Raw genomic sequence first — 25,179 nt, forward strand, 5'->3', positions numbered from 1 at the left:
TCTATGGAACAGGATGCTCGTTTACTCAGTGCAATGCAAAAGATGTGTGACCAAAAAATGCCACTTAATACTCTTGAGAGAAAATGGCAAATCGCAAATATTCCTTATATGTTACAAGAAAAACGTTATCAGGAACTAGATGAAATTTATAACCAGGTATTACAGGAGAGTTTCACTTCTCGTCAGGCTGAAAAGCGCTATTTTTTATCCTGGACCCAAATGTGCAACTATTTTTATGATATGAACACGCTAGTTGATGCCGGAACAGAAGGTTTAAGACTCATTAAAACCTGGCAGCAAGCAAGACCTCATTCTACACATGCCTGGCTTGCCGAAGCACAATACTGGAATCACCGTGCATGGTTATATCGCAGTTATGGCTGGGCAAATGATACCACACATGCAATGTGGCTTTGTGCTGGTGCATGTAATGAACAAATGGTCATCGCTACACTTAAAGCAATTGATTGTGACCCACGACAATGGATGGCTGCATTACTTACCAGCACCAACTCAAAAGTATTTGGTCAGCCAGCCTGGCTGGCGGCACACCTTAACGGTGATAGTGTCGCAGGAATACCATTAATGATCGCACTGAAAAATTATCACCGCCGCTCCCCGCAAGAAGTGGAAGCGTTGATGGCGTATTCCGGACTTTCGTTTGAGCATGCAATATGCCCCGTTTTGCCTCGCCCCAATATACTTCCTGAGTATGATGATGATGGTGGGCAAAAATATTGGCTTTCTGTTTGCCTGACTATTTTTCCTCACACTTTTTATCCTTTTGTTGAATATATACCATTTCGAATGCCACGCTGGGGAGGGTCGCATAAAGAAATTTCCGAATTGCTGGATTCAGTAACCTGTAAGCACTTATCTACCGAAGAACATGACTATATGGATCTCTTACTTTGGTGGGATGATTACCGAGATGTCAGCATTGAGGACATTGCGCCCGAGGAGCAACAATATGCAATCGACTTAGCAGAGAATATTGCTCAGTACGCACAATTTCAGGAATGTCGCCATAATGCCCTAGAGTGGTTACTTGCCTGCTATAACAAGCAGAACGATCACGATAAGTTGTGGTGCTGTATACAGCGAGCGGTGATGGAAGACATGAAGCTCAATAATTATTACACTGCGTACGCGATAAAATTTGCATTAAGTTATTATCCAGATTCATTCTGGATATATAATTTTATCTGCCAAAATTCACAGAATACAACTTATGCTACACCTGTTATTTATAGGGGGTTTTTCCAGCGAGAGGGTATTTTGGGTTTTGAAAAAGATGAAGGGCAGGGCGATGCTTGGCTGGAAAAAGCTAGTGACATTAAATACAATCATAATTGGCGGTCGGCAATAAAAGATTTGAGTTGGTTTGACCTTTCTGATTATTTCATTCCGCTTGCGACAATTGGTAAGCAAAGAAATATTCCTGCCGCATTAAATTTAGTTGCTCTTGAATATTTGGATAAGGAAGACAATACAAAATTACCTTATGAACCATCTACAGCTTTGGAGTATTTTCGACGGGCACTTAAAATACTTCAAGATGACCTAAATTTCCATAGCTCGGTATCTTATCCACTGGTAAAAAATTATGGTTATAGCGAACATCAACAAGATCTACAAAATATTTATTTTAGCATTGCTATCTGCTACCAGGCACTAAATAAACAAGAAATTTCTAAAGAAACACGGGCTATTTATGAAAAAAATCTCCTTGACAATTTATTTCTGGCTCATGAAGCTGGACATGAAAAAGCATGGGGGCTTTTTTTACTTAATATCTTTGAGGTGAAAGAACTCTCACTTGCTCATTTGCACCTCCAACAGGTACAAGAAGAAGCGAATAAAGGTACGCTCGAAGCAATGATTACTTTGTCGCGCCTGTATGGTAACAAAGAAGATGAAAAACTGTTTAACATGAAACTCAGTGCGCGCTGGACACATTTTGCCGAGTCTTTATATCCAGATAACGAAATTATTGCAGATTGCCTTTATCATCTCCATTTCTCCAGCCTGTGGAAACGCTGTCGTTATGCCTGGTATACCTTTCGTATTCCAGCTAGCGAATTACCCGGCCAGGTTAACAGTATGGTGTAAGGTTTATCCTGAAAATTGTTAAATGTGTAATATGAGCCCCATGATGAGAAGATGCAAACAATGCTGATGTTAAAAAAAGGAATGATGCTGGTGGGGCTGATATTCTTTTCTTTACCCGCCAATGCCGGGTGTACGCTGGAGGAAACAGCCAGAAAGGTGATTATGGGCTTTCAGCAAGAAGATGCCCAATTAATCAACTCGTTAATTGATAAAAAAACGGGTTTGTATGTTCTTTTCCACCGTGGTGCTTCGATGGATGTTGAAAATCTTAAGCAAATTAATTTCAGGCAACCTGTTCCCGAGTATTTCCCATGGCCCTCGGCAGGGGAACATGTTCCGCGAGATGACGAATTTAATAAGAAAGCTATCCCGAAATTTAACTGCGAACGTGGCTGGAATAAGCAGGGGTATTTTATTAGCAATAGCGATGTTCACCATAAAGTCAGCCGTAGTTTGGTCTTCACGCAGATGTTTGGTTCACCGCAAAATACTATTTCTGATGCGCAGATTGCCGCAGCGCGTCGAATGGAATACGGGGCCGTGCGTGTGGTCGCTGCGCCAGAAGAGAGTAACGATGGACTGGTATTTTATTTAAGTCAACTTTACAGTTATGACAGTGACTGGTATCTGACGGTGGTGGATCAGATTGGTGATTGTGGGGCGTGATAAATTCTGATACTGAAACTTATTTACTCATTATTTTAATGACGGAGGTTAATCTTAATTATCAATAAATAAGCGTTATTTTGATATAAAGCCGGACGCCAACAACCTACGCCCGGCATCGTAATTACGTATTGTCTTTCACCGTCTGGCTTGTGCCATTTACTTTAACGGAGGCAATTCCGGTTTCACGAGATTGCGCGGTGGCATACATCTGGCTGGAGCCGATAATTTGATGATTGGCGGCTTTCAGATTGAAATAGAATTTGCCATTGCTTGCCGTTTTTTTCTCATAGCGTTCTTCTTGCGGGCTGTTGCTACGCACCGACGCGATGCCCTTTTCCGCAGAGGCTTTTGAGGTATACAGCTCGCTGGTGAGGATAGTCTCACCATTGCCCGCTTTTAGCACAAACCGGAACTGATTATCACTGCTCTTACTGAGTTCAAACCAACCAGCCATAATGACTCCTTGATTGAAATTGCGTATCGAAAACAGCATCTAAAGGTACTGTTTGCCAATTAAAGTATGAGCGATTTTCTGGTGCCTGCCAGGGCGGAGAGATAATGTCAGTTTGCTGACCATGCGTGGGATAATGTTGCCGGATCTGGTCTGAAGGCCATCTCCGGCAGGTAAAAATGTTAAACGATGCGGCAGGCGTCGGCTTCCCAGCGGTAACCGACGCCGTAAACGGCGCGGATAAATGACTGTTCGGCGTCGAGAGATTCCAGCTTGCGGCGCAGGTTTTTAATGTGGCTGTCGATGGTACGGTCGGTTACCACGCGGTAGTCGTCATAAAGATGGTTCAGCAACTGCTCGCGGGAGAACACTTTTCCTGGTTCATGAGAGAGCGTTTTCAGCAGACGAAATTCTGCAGGCGTCAGGTCAAGCATTTTACCGCGCCAGGAAGCCTGAAAACGACCTTCGTCGATAATCAACGGGCTTTCAGCATCCTGTTGCTGCAACTCACGCTGCGGTTTGCAACGGCGCAAAATGGTTTTGACGCGCGCTACCACTTCCCGTGGGCTGTACGGCTTGCAGATATAGTCATCTGCGCCAATCTCCAACCCCAGCAGGCGGTCGATCTCTTCGATTTTTGCCGTCACCATCACGATCGGAATGTCAGAAAAACGACGAATTTCCCGGCACAGCGTCAGGCCATCGGTGCCAGGGAGCATCAGATCCAACAGGATCAGATCCGGTGGTGTCTGGCGCACATATGGCAGTACCTGATCGCCGTGGCTAATCAACGTTGGCGCATAGCTCGCAGCACGCAGATAATCAATGAGCAACTGCCCCAGCTTCGGTTCATCTTCCACGATCAAAATACGCGGTGTGTTTTCGTCGATTGGTAACTCGGTCATACTTCTCTCTGTAAATCCCGTTCCAGCGGTAACTCTACTGTAATGCTAAGCCCGCCAAAAGGCGAATGGGCGGCAATAATGCGGCCGTTATGTGCTTCAACAATGTTCAGGCAAATCGCCAGCCCCAGCCCGGAACCACCGCTGGCGCGGTTGCGGGAACCTTCGGTGCGATAAAAACGTTCAAACAATTTTTGTAGCTGATCGTCACTGACACCCGGCGCACTGTCGGCAAAGGTCAGGCGCACCGTTTTGTCGTGCTGTTCGGCAGAGATTTTCAGGCTGCCGCCGCTGTCAGTGTAGCGCAGGCTGTTTTCCAGTAAGTTATTGAACAACTGCATTAAACGATCGCGATCGCCAAATACGGTAATACTGTCTGGCAGGGAAAATTGCAATTTCAGGCCACGGCTGGCGAATCGTTCGCGAAATGCGCCTCCCGCCACTTCCAGCAGTGGGATCAAATCTACCGGTGCTTTTTGATAGGCGAGAGCGCCTTCATCAGACATAGACAATTGATGGAGATCGTCAACCAGTTTTGTCAGTGTTCCGACTTCTGCCTGTAAAGAAGCCAGCGTCTCCGGCGTGAATTTACGCACACCATCCTGAATGGCTTCCAGTTCGCCGCGCAGTACTGCTAAAGGCGTGCGCAGTTCATGAGAAATATCGGCCATAAAATCGCGGCGCATCTGCTGGTTTTTCTCCAGTGTGCTGGCGAGTTGATTGAAATCCTCTGCCAGTCTGCCCAACTCATCTTCGCTGGTGGGGGCTACGCGAGTAGTGAAATCACCCGCTGCCAGTTTGTGCGTGCCATCCACCAGTCGTTTTACCGGAGCCAGCAAACCGCGCGCCAGTGGGAATGTCGCCAGCGCCGCTAATAAGGTAGATAAAGCCACAATCAGCCAACTGGTTTGCCGCTGTTGTCTGTCAAAATTGATATCAGTATTACGGGTCAGTCGTTCAACAGGGGAGGCGATCACCGCGCCAACTTCCGCACCATTGACCATAATGGGCCGCCGTGTGCCGTCGGGTGGAACCGGTGCTCGCGGGCCAACCAGCACTTTATTATTTTGATCAACCACCCAAAATTGCGTGCGCCAGCCGTGTGGTGGCATACCGGGGCCGGGCTTATCTTCGTTGTTATCATGCTCCAGTGAACGTAGGATCTGAAATACAAAGCGATCGTTATTACGCAGGAAGCGCCAGTTCCCGTGCTGGGCGTACTGCTCACCAAGCGCATCGCCGAGCATTTGCAGCCGTTGTTCATTACCATGCTTGATGTAATCGATAAAGCCGCGCTCAAAACTGATACGTACCGCCCAGTGCATCGTGATCAATAAGACAATGCAGGTGGCGAAAATCGCCAGAAACAGTTTGCCGGTAATACCGGGTCGCCAGAACTTCATTGCGCGCTCCTTTTTCGCCGTGAAATAGCCACATTTTGATGCGTATCGCTCGGCACTCTGGCAAAGACAAACGCCGGAAGGGCGATGATAAACGCCATGCTAAGCCAGGTGTACATAAAGACGGTTTGTGTGGTGCCGCTGTCGACGCTGACATGCTGCGAACCAAAAAGTCCCAGCAACAGCCCGGCGATGGTGACGCCAATACTCATCGACAATTGCATAATCATCGACAGCAGACTGTTGCCGCTGCTCGCCAGGTTGTCCGGGAGATCTTTCAGCGTCAGGGTGTTCATGGAGGAGAAACGCGTCGAGTTGACCATTCCTTGTAAAAACAGGACGAACGGCAAAACGTAGTACCAGCCCAGCAGAGCGGTAGTCATAAACAACAGGGTGACCAGCGACAGGCCCAGCGAAAAGGTACGAGTGCGGAACAGTTTCAGACTGAACAGGGCGCGGTTGTTATTTTGGGCGTGCAGCAGATAAAGCACCAGTGCTACCACGCCAACTGCGACCAGGCCAGCAATCGCCAGCGGCGAGAAACCTGTACCTTTACTGCCGTCCAGCGCCAGGGTTAAGACTGCCATGCCAACCGCCAGCAACAGAAAGCCGGAGAGATCAAAGCGCCGCGTCTGCATGGTGTAGTTCGGCATTAACATCAGTGTGGCGATCGCGCCAATAATCCCCACCGGAATGTTGATCAAAAAGATCCAGTGCCACGATGCGTACTCCACCAGCAGACCTCCGAGCGCCGGGCCAAGCAGCGGCCCGACCTGACCGGGCAGCGTGACAAAGGTCATCGCCGCCATATATTGCTCGCGTGGTACGATTTTCATCACCGTCAACCTGCCGACCGGCACCATCATCGCGCCGCCAACGCCCTGTAGCGCGCGTGCCAGCAACAGTTCGTTCAGCGTGCCGGAAAGCGCGCAAAACAGTGAACCGAGAGTAAACAGCACGATGGCGGTAAAGAAAATATTGCGCACGCCGACTTTGTCCGCCAGCCAGCCGCTGGCGGGCAGCATCACCGCCACGGTCAGTACATAAGAGACAATGACCATGTGCATATGCAACGGACTTTCCCCGAGGCTTTGCGCCATTGAGGGAAGCGCGGTGTTAACGATGGTGGTGTCCAGCGACTGCATAAAGAAGCCGAAAGCCACAATCCACAATTGCCAGCGGGTGCTGTCGGGAAGATCTGTCATTTACTCGGTTACCGCTTGTTTAGGTTTACGCGAAAAACGCAGCCGCAGACGGTCGAAAAAGAGATACACCACCGGCGTGGTATACAGCGTCAGAAGCTGGCTCATGACCAGACCGCCGACAATGGTGATCCCCAATGGTTGCCGCAACTCCGAGCCGTCACCGCCCGACAATACCAGCGGCAGCGCACCAAACAGCGCCGCTAGGGTAGTCATCATAATCGGGCGAAAACGCAGCAGACAGGCCTGGAAAATAGCTTCCTGCGGCGTCAGGTTACCGTGCCGTTGGGCTTCAAGCGCAAAATAGACCATCATAATGGCGTTTTTCTTCACGATGCCGATTAATAACATGATCCCTATCAGCGCAATTAGGCTGAACGGGGCATTGAACAGCTGCAGCGCCAACAGCGCTCCGACGCCCGCCGAGGGTAGGGTGGAGAGAATCGTCAGTGGATGCACATAACTCTCGTAAAGGATACCCAGTACGATATATACCGTGGCGATGGCGGCGATAATCAGGATCACCTGTGAGTTCATCGTCTCCTGGAACACTTGCGCTGTTCCGGCAAAACTGCCGCGCACCGTCGAAGGCACACCAAGCTGGGTCATTGCGCGATCGATCGCCGCACTGGCGTCCGAGAGCGATTTCCCGGTCGGCAGGTTGAACGAAATGGTCGAGGCCGCCGATAATCCCTGATGATTCACCGACAGTGGAGCGTTCGCCGGTTGCCATTTAGCGAAATACGACAGCGGGATCGCTTTTCCTTCGTTATTGATAACGAACATTTTTTCCAGTGCACTGATGTCCTGGGTATAGCGCGGATCAACTTCCATCACCACTTTGTACTGGTTCATCGGCTGGTAAATGGTCGAGATTTGCCGCTGACCGAAGGCGTTATTTAACAGGCTGTTGGCGGCTTGCACGTCAATTCCCAATCGCGCCATGGTGTCGCGATCGTAAATAAGGTTCATCTCCGCGCCATTATCTTCCTGATCGGAGTTAACATCAGCCAGCTCTGGCAATGTCGCCAGTTTTTTGCGGATTTTCGGCTCCCATTCGCGCAGTGCCGCCAGGTCGTCGGATAACAACGTGTACTGGTAACTGGCGTTAGCCTGACGTCCGCCAACGCGAATATCCTGTACCGCCATCAGGAACAGATTCGCTCCCGGTTCTTTCGCCAGTTTTTTACGCAAGCGATCGATAATCTGTTGGGCCGTTTCGCTCCGCTCGCCGCGTGGTTTAAGGGTGATAAACATCATTCCACTGTTCACCCGTGAACCGCCGGTAAAGCCGGTGACATTATCCACCGCCGGATCGTCACGGATAATTTTCATGAAGTCCTGCAACTTACCGCGCATCGCCTGAAACGAAATACTCTGGTCAGCCTGTATCCCGCCCATCAGTACGCCGGTGTCCTGCTCCGGGAAGAAGGTTTTCGGGATCGAGATATACAGCCAGATATTCAGCGCAATGGTGCCAAGCAGCACCACGCCCACCAGACGGGTATGATTGAGCACCCATTTCAGCGACTTGCCATAGCCTTGTTGCAGGGCTACCAACATGCGACCAAAGCCACGCAGTCGCTTTTGCTCGCGCGGCTTGCTGGCTTTTAGCATCCAGCCGCACATCATCGGCGTTAACGTCAGGGAAACCAGCAGCGAAATACCAATGGCGACAGAAAGCGTCACGGCAAACTCGCGTAACAGGCGACCCGGCAATCCGCCCATCAACAGCAGCGGCAGGAACACCGCCACCAGTGACAGACTCATCGACAGCACCGTAAAGCCGACTTCGCGAGTACCTTGCAGCGCGGCCTGTAGCGGTTTCATCCCCGCCTCCAGATGACGGGCAATGTTTTCCAGCACCACGATGGCGTCATCCACCACAAAGCCAGTGGCGATGGTGAGCGCCATTAACGAAAGATTATTGAGACTGAAACCACACAGGTACATCGCCGCAAACGTACCAATCAGCGAAACCGGCACCGCAACGGCGGGAATAATGGTGGCGCGACCCGAACGCAGGAACAAAAACACCACCAGAATCACCAGCGCCACCGAGATAATCAGCGTCTGCTCAACCTCTTCCAGCGACGCGCGGATAGTAGGGGAGCGATCCTGGGCAATTTGCAGATCAATTGCTGCCGGGATGGTGGATTGTAATTCCGGCAGACGGGCGCGGATGCTGTCTACCGTCTGGATAATGTTGGCTTCCGGCAGCTTGCGGATCATCAGCAAAATAGCCGGTTTGGCGTTGGTCATCCCGGCGTTGCGCACATCCTGTACTGAGTCGGTCACCGTCGCCACATCGCCCAGACGAACCGCGCCGCCGTTGTTGTAATGAATAATCAGTGGCTGATATTCAGCGGCGGTTTTCAGTTCATCGTTAGTCTGGATCTGCCAGCGGTGAGTACCATCTTCCAGCGCCCCCTGCGGTTTACGCACGTTGGCATTGCTGATGGCGGTGCGTACGTCGTCCAGCGAGACGCCCTGATTAAACAGCGCCTGCGGATTCAGCCCGACGCGTACGGCGGGCAGCGAGCTGCCGCCAACATCGACATCACCGACACCGTCGATTTGCGAAATCGTCGGAGCCAGCTGTGTCGAGGCGAAATCGTACAGTTCACCCTGCGAATAAGTATCGGATGTCAGCGTGAGGATCATAATTGGCGCATCCGACGGGTTCGCTTTGCGATAGGTCGGACGGCTGGGCATCCCGCTGGGTAGCAGACTTTGCGCGGCGTTGATCGCCGCCTGCACATCGCGCGCTGCGCCGTTGATATCCCGGTCAAAATCAAACTGCAAAATAATGCGCGTGCTGCCGAGCGAACTGCTGGAGGTCATTTCGCTGACTCCGGCAATGCGCCCAAGTGAGCGCTCCAGCGGCGTGGCAACGGAAGACGCCATTGTTTCTGGTGACGCACCGGGCAGCGAGGCGCTGACCATGATCACCGGAAAATCGACCTGCGGCAGCGGGGCGACTGGCAGCATACGGAAACCCAGTATGCCGCACAGGGTAATGGCGACCGACAGTAAAATCGTCGCCACCGGGCGGTAAATGAAGAGGGCAAAAAACTTCACTTACGCCTCCTCTTCATGACGGGCAAAGCGGCTTTTGGTCCACAATGCCAGACGGTCGAACAGCAGATAAATCACCGGCGTGGTAAACAGCGTCAGCACCTGGCTGACAATCAGACCGCCGACCATGCCGATACCTAACGGACGACGCAGTTCCGCGCCGACCCCGGTACTCAACATCAGCGGCAGCGCACCAAGCAGAGCCGCCAGAGTGGTCATCAGGATCGGACGAAAACGCAACAGACAAGCCTGGTAAATAGCTTCGCGCGGCGACATGCCTTGCTCGCGCTCAGCAGCCAGCGCGAAGTCGATCATCATGATGGCGTTCTTCTTCACGATACCGATCAGCAAAATAATGCCGATAATGGCAATCACATCCAGTTCGCTACCGGCAATCATTAACGCCAGCAGCGCGCCGACCCCTGCGGTGGGTAGCGTCGAGAGAATGGTGATCGGGTGAATAAAGCTCTCGTACAGAATGCCGAGCACGATATACATCGCCACCACCGCCGCGACAATCAGCCAGACAGTGCTGCCCAGCGCTGACTGGAAGGCGAGGGTGCTGCCCTGGAACTGCGTGGTGATATCCACCGGCAGATTCAGCGTCTTCTCTGTGTCCATAATCGCTTGCACCGCATCGCCCAGCGAATAGTTATCCGGCACGTTAAAGGAGATAGTCGTTACCGGGAACTGATCCAGATGGTTGATGGAAAGCGGCGCAAAACGCTGCTCAATTTTGGCAATTGAGCTTAACGGCACCACGCCACCGTCGCTGCTGGTCAGGCGAATGGTATCCAGCGCCGCGAGGCCTGGGGTATTTTCGGTGTTGTGTTCCAGTACCACGCGATACTGGTTAGCCTGAGTATAAATAGTGGAAATCAGTCGCTGACCAAACGCGTTGTACAGGGCGTTATCGACATCCGCCATGCTGATCCCCAGACGGCTGGCGCTGTCCCTGTCGACATTGACATACGCCACCAGCCCTTTGTCCTGCCAGTCGCTGGAGACATCAGAAAGCTGTGGCAGCTGCTGGAGTTTTTCCATCAACTGTGGCACCCAGGTACTGAGCGCATCCAGTGACGTGGCCTGCAAGGTAAACTGGTACTGGGTGCGGCTGACCTGAGTATCAATAGTCAGGTCCTGCGTTGGTTGCAGGAAGAGATCGACGCCCGGCACTTTATCCACCGCCGTTTGCAGACGGGCGATGACTTTTTGCACCCGGTCATCTCGTTCATCCAGTGGTTTGAGATTGATCTGTAAACGCGCACTGTTCAGCGACGGGTTAGTGCCATCAACGCCAACAAATGAGGTCAAACTTTGCACTGCCGGATCCTGCAAAATCACGTCCGCGACCTGGCGTTGCCGCTGGGCCATATTGGCAAAGGAGCTGGATTGCGGTGCCTGCAAAGTGCCCTGAATAATGCCGTTGTCCTGCACCGGGAAGAAACCTTTCGGAATGAACACCCACAGCAGCACGCTAAGCAGCAGCGTGCTGAGCGCCACGCTTAAGGTCAGCCACGGATGATTCAGCACTTTCGCCAGTCCACGACCATAGGCGGCGATTATCCTGTCGAACATTTTCTCCGAGGCACGGGAGAAGCGGTTCTGTTTACGCAGCGACTCCTGGCTGAGCATCCGTGCGCACATCATCGGTGTCAGGGTTAGCGACACCACCGCTGAGATCAAAATCGCGACTGCCAGGGTAATAGCAAATTCGCGGAACAGTCGCCCGACGATATCGCCCATAAACAGCAGGGGGATCAACACCGCAATCAGCGAGAAGGTCAGCGAGATAATGGTAAAGCCGATTTCACCCGCGCCCTTGAGCGCCGCCGCCAGCGGTTTTTCGCCTTTTTCGATATAGCGGGAAATGTTTTCGATCACCACGATGGCGTCATCGACCACAAATCCGGTGGCGATAGTTAACGCCATCAGCGTCAGGTTATTGATTGAAAAATCGAGAAACACCATGACCGCGAAGGTGCCGATTAACGACAGCGGCACTGCGACGCCGGGAATGATGGTCGCCGGAATATTGCGCAAAAACAGGTAGATAATCATGACTACCAGCGCGATAGCCATCATCAGCTCAAACTGGGTATCGTCGACCGATGCGCGGATATTGGTGGTACGGTCAGAAAGTACCGTCACCTTCACCGATTTCGGCAGACTCTCGGTGAGCTGTGGTAGCATCTGCCGGATGCTGTCGGCGGTGGAGATAATGTTAGCACCGGGCTGGCGCTGGACATTCATCACAATGGCCTGTTCTTTGTTCGCCCACGCGCCGAGCCAGCTGTTTTCTGCTCCTTGCTCTACGGTTGCGACATCGCCCAGACGAATCGGTGCGCCGTTCTGGTAGGCGATGATTAGCTGGCGATACTCTTCGGCGGATTGCATCTGGTCGTTCGCGGAAAGCGTGACCGCGCGGGAAGGGCCGTCGAGGCTCCCTTTTGCCGAGTTAACGTTAGCGCCGGTAATAGCGGTGCGCACGGTTTCGCTGGTCAGACCGAGGGCGGCAATCGCCTGAGCGTTAAGTTTGACGCGAACAGCCGGACGCTGGCCGCCGGAAAGCGTGACCAGCCCTACGCCGGAAATCTGCGAGATTTTCTGCGCGACGCGGGTTTCCACCATATCTTCCACCTGGGTCATCGGCATGGCGGTTGAGGTGACGGCGAGCGTCATGATCGGCGGATCTGCCGGGTTCACTTTGCTGTAAACCGGCGGGTTAGGCAGATCGCTCGGCAACAGGTTAGTGGCAGCGTTAATCGCGGCCTGCACTTCCTGCTCGGCGACATCCAGCGGTAAGGTTAGCTGGAACTGTAAAGTGATAACTGACGCACCGCCGGAACTTTGCGACGACATTTGTTTCAGGCCGGACATCTGCCCAAACTGGCGTTCGAGCGGCGCGGTAACGGCAGAGGTCATGACATCCGGGCTTGCACCTGGGTAGAGCGTGACCACCTGAATGGTCGGATAATCCACTTCCGGCAGTGCCGAAACGGGCAGGGCGCGATAACCGATAATCCCGGCGAGTAAGATCGCCACCATCAGCAGCGTGGTGGCGACAGGACGCATAATAAACAGGCGCGACGGGCCGCCTGTGCTGCTCGGAGGTAACACCTGCATCAGGAGCGCGCTCCTTTTTTCGCGTATTCGCGGCTGGTGGCTTTCTCTTCCGGAGTAGTGGTGCTCTGGGCTTCCACCACTTCCACTTTCGCCCCTTCGGTCAGGCGATCAATGCCGTCCGTCACTACGCGATCGCCCGCAGAAATACCTGCGCGGATCACCACTTTCTGACTGTCCTGAATGCCCGGTGTCACCAGATGTTTGCTGACTTTGTTTTCGCTATTCAGTACCCAGACAAAATGGCCTTCGTTGCCCATTTGCAGTGCGGCGGTGGGGATCACCACGGCGTTTTGTTCGGTATCGACTAACATGCGAGCGTTAACAAACTGATTAGGGAAAAGCGCATCATCCTGATTATTAAAGCGAGCTTTCACTTTAATCGTACCGGTAGTGGCATCGATTTGGTTATCGAGACTTAACAGCGTGCCTTCACTTAACTTCTTCGAGTTGGTGCGATCCCAGGCTTCTACCACCAGCGGTTTTCCGGCTTTTTGCGCCTGTACAACGGTGGCGATATCGCTTTCCGGCAGAGTAAAGACCAGATCGATAGGATGTGTTTGGGTGATCACCACAATCCCGGTGGTGTCGCCACTGGAGATTTGGTTACCAACATCAACCTGCTTGAGACCAACGCGACCATCAACTGGTGCGGTGATACGGCTCCAGTCGAGTTGCAATTGCGCGCTGGCGACGCTTGCTTCATCAGCCTTAATGGTACCTTCGGTTTCACTGACCAGCGCTTGTTGGGCATCCAGTTCCTGACGAGATACGAGATTGGTTTTTGCCAGTTGTTGATAACGCGACAGGTCACGGCGGGCGTTGGCGAGCGTGGCTTTATCTTTTGCCAGTTGGCCCTGGGCTTGTGCTAATGCAACTTTGAACTGACTTGGGTCAATTTCTGCCAGTAAATCGCCTGCTTTGACCTGCTGGCCTTCCTGGAAATGTAACGCCATCAGTTGACCGTCCACGCGGCTGCGCACCGTAACAGTATTAGCGGCGGTAATGGTGCCAAGCCCGGTGAGGTAACGCGGAACAGCCTGTTCTACTGCGGTCGCCGCCTGAACCGGAGCTAATGGGCCGGCACGCATACCACGGCGACCACCCGCTGGCGATTGCTGCGCTTGTTTCGTCGCCCCAGGGGCTGCACTCTGGGAGTCATTGCGGCCTTGCCAGAACCAGAATGCGGCGATGGCGGCGATAACCACCACGATTACGATTACCCAACGGGATTTATAACTGCCTTTCATCGTTAAGAGTTTCTCTTCCTGAAACGTTTCGCGGAATGATACTAGTGTAGCCAGCCAATAAGGGAGAAAAATGGAGGAATTATGAAACACTGTCGGGAATCGTCTGAATGACGGGCACATTTGCGAGCACGCATCCAGTAATAACACATGAAACTATTTTATCTACGCGTTAGCGATAGACTGCTTGCATGGCGAAAGGAGATAAGCCGACGATTTCAGCGGGACGCTGAAACGGAAAAGCCCCTCCCGAGGAAGGGGCCTTAAATAAGGAAAGGGTCATGATGAAGATACTCATCATCGTGGTGCTCTTAGTCATTAGCTACCCAGCATACTAAGACTACCAGGGCGGGGGAAACCCCGCTCTACCCTCACTCCTGAAAGTATGCCTTCACGGTCCAATTGTCAATCCGCAGACTTTGCAGTCTGCGATCCTGCCAGCAAATATTCTTTGCGAGTCGTTACGCAATAATCACACTTGAAACTATTTTATCCGCAAGTCAGCGATAGACTGCATACAGGGCGAAAGGAGGTAAGCCGAAGATTTCAGCGGGACGCTGAAACGGGAAAGCCCCTCCCGAGGAAGGGGCCTTAAATAAGGAAAGGGTCATGATGAAGCTACTCATCATCGTGGTGCTCTTAGTCATTAGCTGGCCAGCTTACTAAGACTACCAGGGCGGGGGAAACCCCGCTCTACCCTCACTCCTGAAATTATGTCACTCCGCCCTTAGTGTCAATCGACGGCTCTCCGTTCTTGCGAGGCGAATAGCAAAATTTTCTGCGCCGCCGGGCCTAATTCTGAAAGTTTCTTCGTTTGCTCTTATTTCATTATTGCAATCGGTATGATACCGGACCTCAATAATTCTCTAAGAAAGGATTTCTTATGAGCGAACAAATCACGTTTGCCACCAGCGATTTTGCCAGTAACCCGGAACCACGTTGCCCCTGCATTTTGCTGCTGGATGTTTCTGGCTCGATGAGCGGCAGACCCATTAATGAACTTAACACCGGATTGGTTACCTTTCGCGATGAGCTGCTTGCCGATTCGCTGGCCTTAAAAAGAGTGGAACTCGGCATTGTGACGTTCGGCCCGGTGCATGTGGAACAACCCTTTACCAGCGCCGCTAATTTTTTCCCGCCCATCCTGTTTGCCCAGGGCGATACACCAATGGGCGCTGCCATTACCAAAGCCCTGGATATGGTTGAGGAGCGGAAACGTGAATATCGTGCCAATGGTATTTCCTATTATCGTCCGTGGATTTTCCTGATCACCGATGGCGCACCAACCGATGAGTGGCAGGCTGCCGCCAACAAAGTGTTTCAGGGGGAAGAAGATAAGAAGTTTGCCTTCTTTACCATCGGTGTTCAGGGGGCGGATATGAAGACGCTGGCCCAAATCAGCGTCCGTCAGCCTTTGTCTCTGCAGGGATTACAATTCCGTGAACTGTTTAGCTGGTTATCCAGTTCGCTGCGTTCGGTTTCCCGCTCCACGCCGGGAACGGAAGTTGTGCTGGAAGCGCCAAAAGGCTGGACGTCAGTGTGAGCTGGCGACTGGTCTATGCATCAGCCGTTGGAACGTCGCATATTAGCGCTGATTTGCCTTGCCAGGATGCCTGCCAGATGCAGGTTGCCTGGCTAAATGACCAGCAGCCATTATTGTCGGTATTTGTCGCTGATGGCGCAGGCAGCGTCTCGCAGGGTGGCGAAGGTGCGATGCTCGCCGTCAATGAAGCGATGGCTTATATGTCGCAAAAAATGCAGGGCGGGGAATTGGGGCTTAATGATGTCCTCGCAACGGACATTGTGCTGACCATTCGTCAGCGACTTTTTGCCGAGGCGGAAGCCAAAGAATTAGCGGTTCGCGATTTTGCCTGCACGTTTTTGGGATTGATTTCATCAGCTAATGGCACCTTGATTATGCAGATTGGCGATGGCGGCGTGGTGGTAGATTTGGGGCACGGTTTGCAACTGCCGCTCACGCCGATGGTGGGTGAATATACCAATATGACGCACTTCATTACCGATGAAGATGCCGTTTCCAGACTGGAAACTTTCACCAGCACTGAGCGTGCGCACAAAGTTGCAGCATTTACGGATGGTATTCAGCGACTGGCGTTAAATATGCTGGATAATTCTCCGCATGTGCCTTTCTTTACCCCGTTTTTCAATGGACTGGCGTCAGCAACGCAGGAACAACTCGATTTATTACCTGAATTGTTAAAGCAGTTTTTGTCCAGCCCGGCGGTAAACGAGCGTACGGATGATGATAAAACGTTGGCACTGGCGCTGTGGTTACCATGAAACCCACTTTATATACTGCTACTGGTGAGTGCGTTACGCCTGGCCGTGAACTGGGCAAAGGCGGCGAAGGTGCGGTTTATGATATCGAGGAGTTTGTCGATAGCGTCGCCAAGATTTATCACACGCCGCCACCCGCCTTAAAACAGGACAAACTTGCCTTTATGGCTGCGACAGCTGACGCGCAGTTGTTGAATTATGTCGCCTGGCCGCAGGCAACGCTTCACGGTGGACGAGGCGGAAAAGTTATCGGTTTTATGATGCCAAAAGTTTCTGGTAAAGAACCGATTCATATGATCTATAGCCCGGCACATCGTCGCCAGAGTTACCCTCATTGTGCGTGGGATTTTCTACTCTATGTTGCGCGCAATATTGCTTCATCTTTTGCTACTGTTCATGAGCACGGGCACGTCGTGGGTGACGTAAACCAGAACAGCTTTATGGTAGGTCGCGACAGCAAAGTGGTGTTGATTGATAGCGACTCCTTTCAGATTAATGCCAATGGTACACTGCATTTATGCGAAGTCGGCGTGTCGCATTTTACGCCGCCAGAGCTGCAAACCATGCCATCATTTGTCGGCTTTGAACGCACAGAAAATCACGATAATTTTGGCCTTGCGTTGCTGATATTTCACATCTTGTTTGGTGGGCGGCATCCTTATTCCGGTGTACCGCTTATCTCTGATGCAGGTAATGCGCTGGAGACGGATATTGCCCATTTCCGTTATGCCTACGCCTCAGATAATCAGCGACGTGGTTTAAAACCGCCGCCACGATCGATTCCGCTGTCGATGTTACCGGGCGATGTTGAAGCCATGTTTCAGCAGGCATTCACGGAAAGTGGCGTGGCAACCGGGCGTCCGACGGCAAAAGCGTGGGTAGCGGCACTTGATTTACTACGCCAACAGTTAAAGAAATGTACCGTTTCGGCAATGCATGTTTACCCCGCTCATTTGACTGACTGCCCGTGGTGTGCGCTGGATAATCAAGGCGTTATCTATTTTATTGATCTCGGTGAAGAGGTCATTACCACCGGCGGTGATTTTGTGCTGGCGAGAGTCTGGGCGATGGTGATGGCATCAGTAGCACCGCCAGCATTGCAATTGCCATTACCCGATCATTTCCAACCGACTGGCAGGTCGCTTCCTTTAGGCCTGTTACGGCGCGAATACATCATTCTGATTGAGATCGCACTGTCAGCGTTATCGCTGTTGTTTTGCGGCCTTCAGGCAGAACCGAGTTATATTATTTTGATTCCTGTGCTGGCGGCTATCTGGATTATTGGCAGCCTGACAAGCAAAGCGTACAAAGCAGAAATCCAGCAACGCCGTGAGGCGTTTAATCGCGCGAAAATGGACTATGACCATTTAGTCAGCCAGATCCAGCAGTTGGGCGGGCTGGAAGGTTTTATCGCCAAACGGGCGAGGCTCGAAAAAATGAAGGACGAAATTCTTGGGTTACCGGAAGAAGAAAAGCGCGATCTGGCAGCACTTCAGGACACCGCAAGGGAACGGCAGAAGCAGAAGTTTCTGGAGGGATTTTTTATTGATGTTGCCTCTATTCCCGGCGTTGGCCCTGCGCGTAAAGCGGCGTTACGGTCCTTTGGTATTGAAACGGCGGCAGACGTTACCCGACGGAGCGTTAAGCAAGTAAAAGGTTTTGGTGATCATCTGACCCAGGCGGTTATCGACTGGAAAGCGAGTTGCGAACGCCGTTTTGTGTTCAGGCCGAATGAAGCGGTAACGCCAGCAGACAGACAAGCGGTAATGGCGAAAATGACCGCCAAACGACATCGGCTGGAATCGGCGTTGACTGTCGGTGCGACAGAGTTGCAGCGATTCCGCCTTCATGCTCCAGCACGGACCATGCCGTTGATGGAGCCGCTACGTCAGGCGGCAGAAAAACTGGCTCAGGCGAAGGCTGATTTAAGCCGCTGCTGAGCCATTTTTCAATTAACGAAACACCACTTCCGCCCAGCGTGCCAGCCCGGCGGTGACGGAGCCAAAGTCATCGCCGCCTGCAATCGGAATGCCCGGCAACTGTTCTGCCAGCGCTTTTTTAATCAGCGGCGATCGGGCGCTACCACCAGTCAGATAGATGACATCCGGTTTTTCCTGGGCGTTATCCAGCGCCAGTTGCACCTGTTCCAGAATTCGCGCCAGTGGCTGGTTGAGGGCGCTTTCCAGCCCTTGCTGGCTAATCAGCGTAGCCAGTTCATCGCTGATAAACGGCAGTGAGGCGCGGGTTTCCGCTACGCTTGAAAGCGCAATTTTGCTCTCTTCTGCGCTACGTACCAGGCGATAGCTTAAACGCTGACGCCAGACTTTCTGTAACAGGGCCACTTTTTCCGGTTCGCGGGCATCGCGTACCAGATCGTTAAGCAGACGACCATTGGCACTACTGTAGAAATCACTTTGCGCAGGGACGTCGTTGATGGCAACCGCATTCCACCACGGCAGAATCGGCAGCGCGATGCCTTTTTCGGTTTCGCCACCCATGCCCAGTAACGGCATCAGGTTTTTAAACGCCAGTGCGATATCCAGATCGTTACCGCCAATACGGCAACCACTGTGACCCAGCAGGCTGGCTTCACGATCGAGGCGCGAACGCCACTGTGGCCCCATTAGCAGTAAAGAACAGTCAGTCGTACCACCGCCGATATCCACCACCAGCACCCGTTTTTCTTCCTGCAAGGTGGCTTCGTAATCCAGCCCAGCCGCGACCGGCTCGTACTGGAATACCACATCCTTAAACCCGGCACGCTTCGCCGCGCGTTCCAGAATCCCTTGCGCCTGGGTGTTTGCTTCATCGCTGCCCAGCCCCTGGAAGTTGATCGGGCGACCAATCACTGCCTGAGTAATTGCCTCCGGCAGTTGAGCCTGCGCCTGCTGGCGAATGTGCAACATCATTGCGCAGACCAGATCCTCAAACAGCGCTACCTGCTGCGGTTTTAAGCCGCTGGCACCGAGGAACGATTTTGGTGATTTCACAAACCACACCTCTTCTGGATCATCAATGTACTGTGCCAGTGAGGAAAGACCGAACTGCACGCTTTTCGCCGTAACATCGATATCTTCTTCGCGGTTATAACGAATCGCCCGACGCAGCAGCGCCTGCGTTTCATCGTCGTCTGCCGGAACGTCATGATGGCGGTACAGCCATTCGCTTACCGCTTCACGCGTTGGCGCGCAAAGCATTGAAGGCAGCAGCGTGCTGTCGTTTTCCATTTTTAGCAAATGCGGTTTACCGTCGCGCATGACCGCCACTGAACAGTTTGCTGTACCGTAATCAAAACCAATAAACACGAAATAATCCCCATGCCGGTGAAGAAGGGGCGTGACTTTAGCGAAATGTTGCCGTCGCGACAACCGGAATATGAAAGCAAAGCGCAGCGTCTGAATAACGTTTATGCTGAAAGCGGATTAACAAGGAGATGCGATGTATACCCTGAACTGGCAGCCGCCGTATGACTGGTCGTGGATGTTGGGATTTCTCGCCGCCCGTGCGGTGAGCAGCGTGGAAACGGGCGCGGACAGTTATTATGCCTGTAGTCTGGCGGTAGGCGAATATCGCGGCGTGGTGACTGCTATTCCGGATATAGCCCGCCATACTCTGCACATAAATTTAAGTGCAGGTTTAGAACCTGTTGCCGCTGAGTGTCTGGCGAAAATGAGCTGCCTGTTTGATCTGCAATGTAACCCGCAGATTGTTAACGGTGCGTTGGGCAAGTTAGGCGCGGCGCGGCCCGGATTGCGTTTACCCGGCAGTGTTGATGCTTTTGAGCAGGGCGTGCGGGCGATTTTAGGCCAACTGGTGAGCGTGGCGATGGCGGCAAAATTGACCGCCAGAGTGGCACAGCTTTATGGCGAACGGCTGGATGATTTTCCGGATTATGTCTGCTTCCCCACGCCTCAGCGGCTGGCTGCAGCCGACCCGCAGGCATTAAAAGCGTTAGGTATGCCGTTGAAACGGGCAGAGGCACTGATTCATCTGGCAAATGCGGCGCTGGAGGGCACCTTACCAATGACAATACCGGGCGACGTAGAACAAGCGATGAAAAAACTGCAAACTTTTCCGGGGATCGGGCGCTGGACGGCGAATTATTTCGCCTTGCGCGGCTGGCAGGCGAAAGATGTTTTTCTGCCGGATGATTATCTGATTAAACAGCGATTTCCGGGAATGACACCGGCACAAATCCGCCGTTATGCCGAGCGCTGGAAACCTTGGCGTTCTTATGCGTTGTTGCATATCTGGTATACGGAAGGCTGGCAACCAGACGAAGCATGACGTTGGTCGCCGGATGCGGTGCGAGCGCCTTATCCGGCCTGGGGAATGAGCGATTTGTAGGCATGATAAGACGCGTTAGCGTCGCATCAGGCAATGGGGCAAACGCTCCCTCAGTTAATCGCGAAATAACTGCTATTCACCAGCAAATCCAGCGGTTGGGCATCGACAATCACATCGCCATAAATCAGATCGACGCCGATGCCCGAAAGCGTATCCATCACTAAGGGTAAAACGACTGGCCCGGCGATGGTTTTCATCCCGAGTCGCTGAGCATGCCCCTGAATAATCGTAATCAGCATCTCATCCATCAAATTACCCTGCACGCTGGCGCATAACTCACCATCAAGTAGCAGGTAATCTGCCATATTTGCTTTCAGCGAGTTGAAGATTTGCAGATCGCGGCCCACCTGACTGAATACGATCCGACATCCCGCCAGCCGCAGTTTTTGCACGCTTGCTGCGTGATCTAAAATCGCGTCTGCCGGAATAATCAGATGTAATAACCGTGGTGGTAGAGGGCTATTTTCCAGCTGCTCAATTAGTTCATTCACCAGCGTGGCGCTACTCAAACCGGCAACGGAAAGGGGGAGGGCGATGCTTAAGCCTTTACTGGCAATCGCTTTTGCGGCCTGCTGGAAAAAATCGTGGAATACCCGTCGGTCAAGAGCATGGCTAAGTGCCGGATCGCTGAAGCTACGACGAAATGTTTGTTCATCAATAATCTCGCCTTCGCAACTCCAGAGCTTAAGTGAAATCAGCCACAAATTACGCGCTTGCGGGATCCGCGGCGAAGCGACACCGTGGGCGATCATCATCAACTGATTCTCTTTAATCATCCGCCTCTGTTCATCAAGCGATATCGCCGCCCGTTCGCTATGTGCGGCAGCTTGCTGCGGTTCGTAAACCGTCACCCGGCCCCGTCCACCATTTTTGGAGGCATAACAGGCGATATCAGCCTGCGACATCACTTCAGCCGCCTGATGATTGTTGTCATCAATCAAGGTAATCCCGGCACTGGCACCTACCCGATGTACACGTCCTTCCCAGATAAAGTGATAGTCATTCACGGCGCTGATAATGCGTGTAGCGATAAAACGCGCACTTTCGACATTACAATCTGGCAGCAGCAGACCAAATTCATCGCCACCGAGTCGCGCCAGCACGTCGCTGGAGCGCAGCATACTCAGCATCAACGACGCCAGTTCGCGCAGTAAAGCGTCGCCCGCCGCATGCCCGGCGCTGTCATTCACCGCTTTAAAGCGATCAAGATCGATAAACACCAGGGCATGTCGCTGATGCGTACTGTTTACCGTTTGCAGCAGGATGCGTAGTTGCTTCTCAAAACTGGCGCGATTGGCGAGATGCGTCAGTGCATCATGGGAGGCGCTGTAGCTCAGCTGGCGCAGCATTTTGCGTGATTCGGTGACGTCCTGAATCACCAGAACCGAGCCTATATTGCTGCCGTCCAGAGTACTTAACGGCGTAATACTGTAATGCACGTCGTAGCTGCCGCCGCTTCGGCAGTGCAACACCACATCTTGTTCAATCGCGGAACGTGAGGTGTCGGCACTGTAAATGTTCTCCATTAATGGTCCGTTGTCGCCAAAAGTAATATGCAACACCGTCAGGAGCGGAACACCTAACGCTTCTTCCTGCGTCCAGCCGCTCATCTTCTCCGCCACCGGATTCATAAAGGTAATTTTCATTGCCATATCAATACAGACCACGGCTTCGCCGATGGAATCCAGCGTTATGTGCAGGCGCTCTTTTTCCTGAAACAATGCCTCGTTAAGCTGTTTCACTTCGGTCATATCCATATTAATGCCGAGCAGGCGTTCGACTTCGCCTTCTTTATTCAGTACCCGGTTAGCGAGGGCGCGGATATGGCGAATGCCGTCTTTCACGGTAATGCGAAATTCCAGTTTAAAGGGCGAGCGTGATTGCAACGAATCACGAATCACTTTTTCGGCGTGTTGGCGATCTTCCGGCAGCACGCACTCGTACCACACCTGCCAGTTCGGTTTGATATGCGGAGGAATTTCATACAGCTCGAACATCCGCTTATCCCAGCTAAAAATATTCGGCTTCAGCTCCCACTCCCAGATGCCAATCCCGCCCGCTTCGTTAGCCAGCGTGATGCGCTCCATCAGTTGCTGATTCACCTGTTCGGTGCGTTTTAGCTCGTTAATGTCTTCAATCTGAGCGATAAAATAGAGCGGCGTGCCATCCGTGTGGCGCACCAGTGAGACGGCAAGCAACGCCCAGACAACATCGCCATTGCGGTTGTAGTAGCGTTTTTCCATTGAATAGGTGTTTATTTCACCGCTGATCAGCTTTTCAACCTGTTGGAGATCTTTATTGAGATCCTCCGGCCAGGTCAGTTGCTGAAAGGTGAGTCCGCGCAGCTCTTCCTGACTGTAACCGAGAAACTGGCAGAGTGCTTTGTTGGATTGCAGCCATTGCCCCTCGGTGCCCACTAATGCCATGCCGATGGCGGAATATTCCATGGCGTTACGAAAACGGGTTTCGCTTTCGGAAATGTGTTTGCGTTCCGCACGAAAGGCATACATCACCATGGTCATGATGTTGGCGGGCAGCAGGATCAGCAAAAACGGTAGCCACGGCATATGGCTCATCAGGTATGTACGCGGCGTAGCAAGCAGGGAGGGATCAGCGGCCATCATCAGTGACACCATCATCACCGTGGTAAGGAAGATCAAAAAGGCTTCCATTCGTGGCAGGCGCACGGCGCTCCACATCAACAGCACAATAATGAAAGTAAAAGGCCACGGCAGATACAGCATCGAAAGCCAGCTTAACGTCAGTGTGATGGCTAACGTGAGCAGCGACTCAAAAAGCAACCGTGGGTTGCGATGGCGCAGCAGATAGTGTGGTTTAAATAACAATCCCAGCGGCACCAGTGCCAGTGCGCCGATGGATTCTGACAGTACCCATATCAAAAATGCCCTGAGAGGATCGTCTCCGGGCGTCAGCAGGATAACCAGAACACCCCCTAACAGAGGTGGAACAATGGCGCTGCCGAGTGCTAGACGCAGCCAGTCAGCCAGATTTTGCAATGGGTTATACCACGGCAGCAATTTACGCAGTAGCACTGCCCCGACCACGGCTTCAACAATATTGATGGTCGTCCAGGTCATGTTCAGCGAGCTGGTGGAAAAAAGCAGGATGGATGCGGCGATATTTCCCAGCGAGCAGCTCAGCGCAATCCCCGGCCACATGCGCCCGGCATGGCGATAAAACGCCACCATCATGATGGACGTCGGGAACCACAGTGGGGCGAGTTGGGTGCCAAACTGCGAAAGCTCAAGTGAGAAAAGGGTGAAGATAAACGAGACTAAACCTAAACTGACCAGGTGAAGCAGCGGGTGGGGCAGGGCAATTAATACATGCTGTGATTGTTTGCTCATTACCGCTTTATCCGCAAGACCAGGTCGCCAGTATTCGTTTCTGTGTTTATGCTAGTACAAAAGTTTTACATTTTATATGCGAATTGCTCATAAAGTGACGTAAAGGCGGATAATTTGCGCAACTGCGTATAACAATTTTTACCTTGTATAAAACTGATCAACGTAATTTGCCACCGGGAATTCTTCGTCAACAATTAACTCTGAGCGCGCGGCAACGCTATTCGACTGGTATCAGGCGGATGAAATCCCTATAATTGCCGCGTTTGGCGCTTCGTCGCCCCCTTCCTAACATCCAGGTTAATCAGGTCGCTAAATATATGACTGATCAGTCTCATCAGTGCGTCATTATCGGTATCGCTGGCGCATCGGCTTCCGGCAAGAGTCTTATTGCCAGTACCCTTTATCGTGAATTACGTGAGCAAGTCGGTGATGAACACATCGGCGTAATTCCCGAAGACTGCTATTACAAAGATCAAAGCCATCTGTCGATGGAAGAACGCGTTAAGACCAACTACGACCATCCCAGCGCGATGGATCACAGCCTGCTGCTTGAGCATTTACAAGCATTGAAACGCGGCTCGGCAATTGACCTGCCGGTTTACAGCTATGTTGAACATACGCGTATGAAAGAAACGGTGACGGTTGAGCCGAAGAAAGTCATCATTCTCGAAGGCATTTTGCTGCTAACGGATGCGCGTTTGCGTGACGAACTTAACTTCTCAATTTTCGTTGATACCCCGCTGGATATCTGCCTGATGCGCCGCATCAAGCGTGACGTTAACGAGCGTGGGCGTTCAATGGATTCAGTGATGGCGCAATATCAAAAAACCGTGCGCCCGATGTTTCTGCAATTCATTGAGCCTTCTAAACAATATGCGGACATTATCGTGCCGCGCGGCGGGAAAAACCGCATCGCCATCGATATATTGAAAGCGAAAATAAGTCAGTTCTTTGAATAAGCTTGATAAATTGTGTACCGTTC

General features: G+C 52.2%; 18 protein-coding genes. 9 read left to right on the plus strand and 9 right to left on the minus strand.

Annotation, left to right across the window (positions count from 1 at the left end; genetic code table 11):
• Positions 1-3: 3 nt before the first annotated feature.
• A complete protein-coding gene (locus EAS44_RS10095) occupies positions 4-2,112 on the plus strand; it encodes a DUF4034 domain-containing protein (RefSeq protein WP_000434216.1) in 2,109 nt (702 codons plus the stop codon).
• Positions 2,113-2,172: 60 nt separating this feature from the next.
• Positions 2,173-2,778, plus strand: coding sequence for a hypothetical protein (locus tag EAS44_RS10100; protein WP_000928864.1), 606 nt, complete (start codon positions 2,173-2,175; stop codon positions 2,776-2,778).
• 124 nt (positions 2,779-2,902) lie between these two features.
• Here the strand turns inward: EAS44_RS10100 and yegP are convergent, their stop codons facing one another.
• The 7 genes from yegP to mdtA all read right to left on the minus strand — a co-directional run bounded on the left by yegP (position 2,903) and on the right by mdtA (position 14,187).
• Entirely contained in the window at positions 2,903-3,235 is a 333-nt protein-coding gene (gene yegP, locus EAS44_RS10105; RefSeq protein WP_001300972.1) for a YegP family protein, read from the minus strand.
• Positions 3,236-3,414: 179 nt separating this feature from the next.
• Entirely contained in the window at positions 3,415-4,137 is a 723-nt protein-coding gene (gene baeR / locus EAS44_RS10110) for a two-component system response regulator BaeR (protein WP_000137877.1), read from the minus strand.
• A complete protein-coding gene (gene baeS, locus EAS44_RS10115) occupies positions 4,134-5,537 on the minus strand; it encodes a two-component system sensor histidine kinase BaeS (RefSeq protein WP_000675178.1) in 1,404 nt (467 codons plus the stop codon). The genes baeR and baeS overlap by 4 nt, the downstream gene beginning before the upstream one ends.
• Entirely contained in the window at positions 5,534-6,739 is a 1,206-nt protein-coding gene (gene mdtD, locus EAS44_RS10120) for a multidrug transporter subunit MdtD (RefSeq protein ID WP_025893859.1), read from the minus strand. The genes baeS and mdtD overlap by 4 nt, the downstream gene beginning before the upstream one ends.
• On the minus strand, positions 6,740-9,817 hold the full coding sequence (gene mdtC / locus EAS44_RS10125) for a multidrug efflux RND transporter permease subunit MdtC (protein WP_000667561.1): 3,078 nt from the start codon (positions 9,815-9,817) through the stop codon (positions 6,740-6,742). It lies immediately after the preceding gene.
• Positions 9,818-12,940, minus strand: coding sequence for a multidrug efflux RND transporter permease subunit MdtB (mdtB, locus tag EAS44_RS10130; RefSeq protein ID WP_001197878.1), 3,123 nt, complete (start codon positions 12,938-12,940; stop codon positions 9,818-9,820).
• The gene (gene mdtA, locus EAS44_RS10135; RefSeq protein ID WP_000678945.1) at positions 12,940-14,187 is read right to left on the minus strand and encodes a multidrug efflux RND transporter subunit MdtA; all 1,248 of its coding nucleotides are present in this window, start codon (positions 14,185-14,187) and stop codon (positions 12,940-12,942) included. Before mdtA ends, mdtB begins: the two co-directional genes overlap by 1 nt.
• A 278-nt stretch (positions 14,188-14,465) precedes the next feature.
• Between mdtA and EAS44_RS10140 the strand changes: the two genes are divergently transcribed.
• The 5 genes from EAS44_RS10140 (at position 14,466) to yegI (ending at position 18,422) form a co-directional block, all read left to right on the plus strand.
• Positions 14,466-14,522, plus strand: coding sequence for a type I toxin-antitoxin system Ibs family toxin (locus EAS44_RS10140; RefSeq protein ID WP_012767742.1), 57 nt, complete (start codon positions 14,466-14,468; stop codon positions 14,520-14,522).
• Positions 14,523-14,793: 271 nt separating this feature from the next.
• Positions 14,794-14,850, plus strand: coding sequence for a type I toxin-antitoxin system Ibs family toxin (locus EAS44_RS10145; RefSeq protein ID WP_100249772.1), 57 nt, complete (start codon positions 14,794-14,796; stop codon positions 14,848-14,850).
• A 217-nt stretch (positions 14,851-15,067) separates the two neighbouring features.
• The gene (gene yegL, locus EAS44_RS10150) at positions 15,068-15,727 is read left to right on the plus strand and encodes a vWA domain-containing protein (protein WP_000003199.1); all 660 of its coding nucleotides are present in this window, start codon (positions 15,068-15,070) and stop codon (positions 15,725-15,727) included.
• A complete protein-coding gene (gene pphC / locus EAS44_RS10155; RefSeq protein WP_000119042.1) occupies positions 15,724-16,485 on the plus strand; it encodes a protein-serine/threonine phosphatase PphC in 762 nt (253 codons plus the stop codon). Before yegL ends, pphC begins: the two co-directional genes overlap by 4 nt.
• Positions 16,482-18,422: a protein kinase YegI gene (gene yegI / locus EAS44_RS10160; RefSeq protein ID WP_001447264.1), complete on the plus strand. Its 1,941-nt coding sequence runs from the start codon at positions 16,482-16,484 to the stop codon at positions 18,420-18,422. The genes pphC and yegI overlap by 4 nt, the downstream gene beginning before the upstream one ends.
• A 12-nt stretch (positions 18,423-18,434) precedes the next feature.
• On the opposite strand, the gene yegD is transcribed toward yegI, so the two are convergent.
• Positions 18,435-19,787 (minus strand): molecular chaperone, encoded by a 1,353-nt coding sequence (gene yegD, locus EAS44_RS10165; RefSeq protein WP_000469710.1) that lies wholly within the window; start codon positions 19,785-19,787, stop codon positions 18,435-18,437.
• Between the two features lie 133 nt (positions 19,788-19,920).
• On the opposite strand from yegD, the gene alkA reads away from it, so the two are divergent.
• Positions 19,921-20,769 (plus strand): DNA-3-methyladenine glycosylase 2, encoded by an 849-nt coding sequence (gene alkA / locus EAS44_RS10170; protein WP_000288416.1) that lies wholly within the window; start codon positions 19,921-19,923, stop codon positions 20,767-20,769.
• Between the two features lie 110 nt (positions 20,770-20,879).
• Here alkA and dgcE read toward each other — a convergent pair whose 3' ends face one another.
• Complete coding sequence (gene dgcE, locus EAS44_RS10175) at positions 20,880-24,197, minus strand: diguanylate cyclase (protein ID WP_000043746.1); 3,318 nt, start codon at positions 24,195-24,197, stop codon at positions 20,880-20,882.
• A gap of 317 nt (positions 24,198-24,514) precedes the next feature.
• Between dgcE and udk the strand changes: the two genes are divergently transcribed.
• Positions 24,515-25,156 carry a uridine kinase gene (gene udk / locus EAS44_RS10180; RefSeq protein ID WP_001295424.1) on the plus strand — a complete coding sequence of 214 codons (642 nt, stop codon included), beginning with the start codon at positions 24,515-24,517 and terminating at the stop codon, positions 25,154-25,156.
• The last annotated feature ends 23 nt before the right edge of the window (positions 25,157-25,179 follow it).

Origin of the sequence: Escherichia coli DSM 30083 = JCM 1649 = ATCC 11775 (assembly GCF_003697165.2) — a bacterium.
In the GTDB taxonomy this organism is placed as follows: domain Bacteria; phylum Pseudomonadota; class Gammaproteobacteria; order Enterobacterales; family Enterobacteriaceae; genus Escherichia; species Escherichia coli.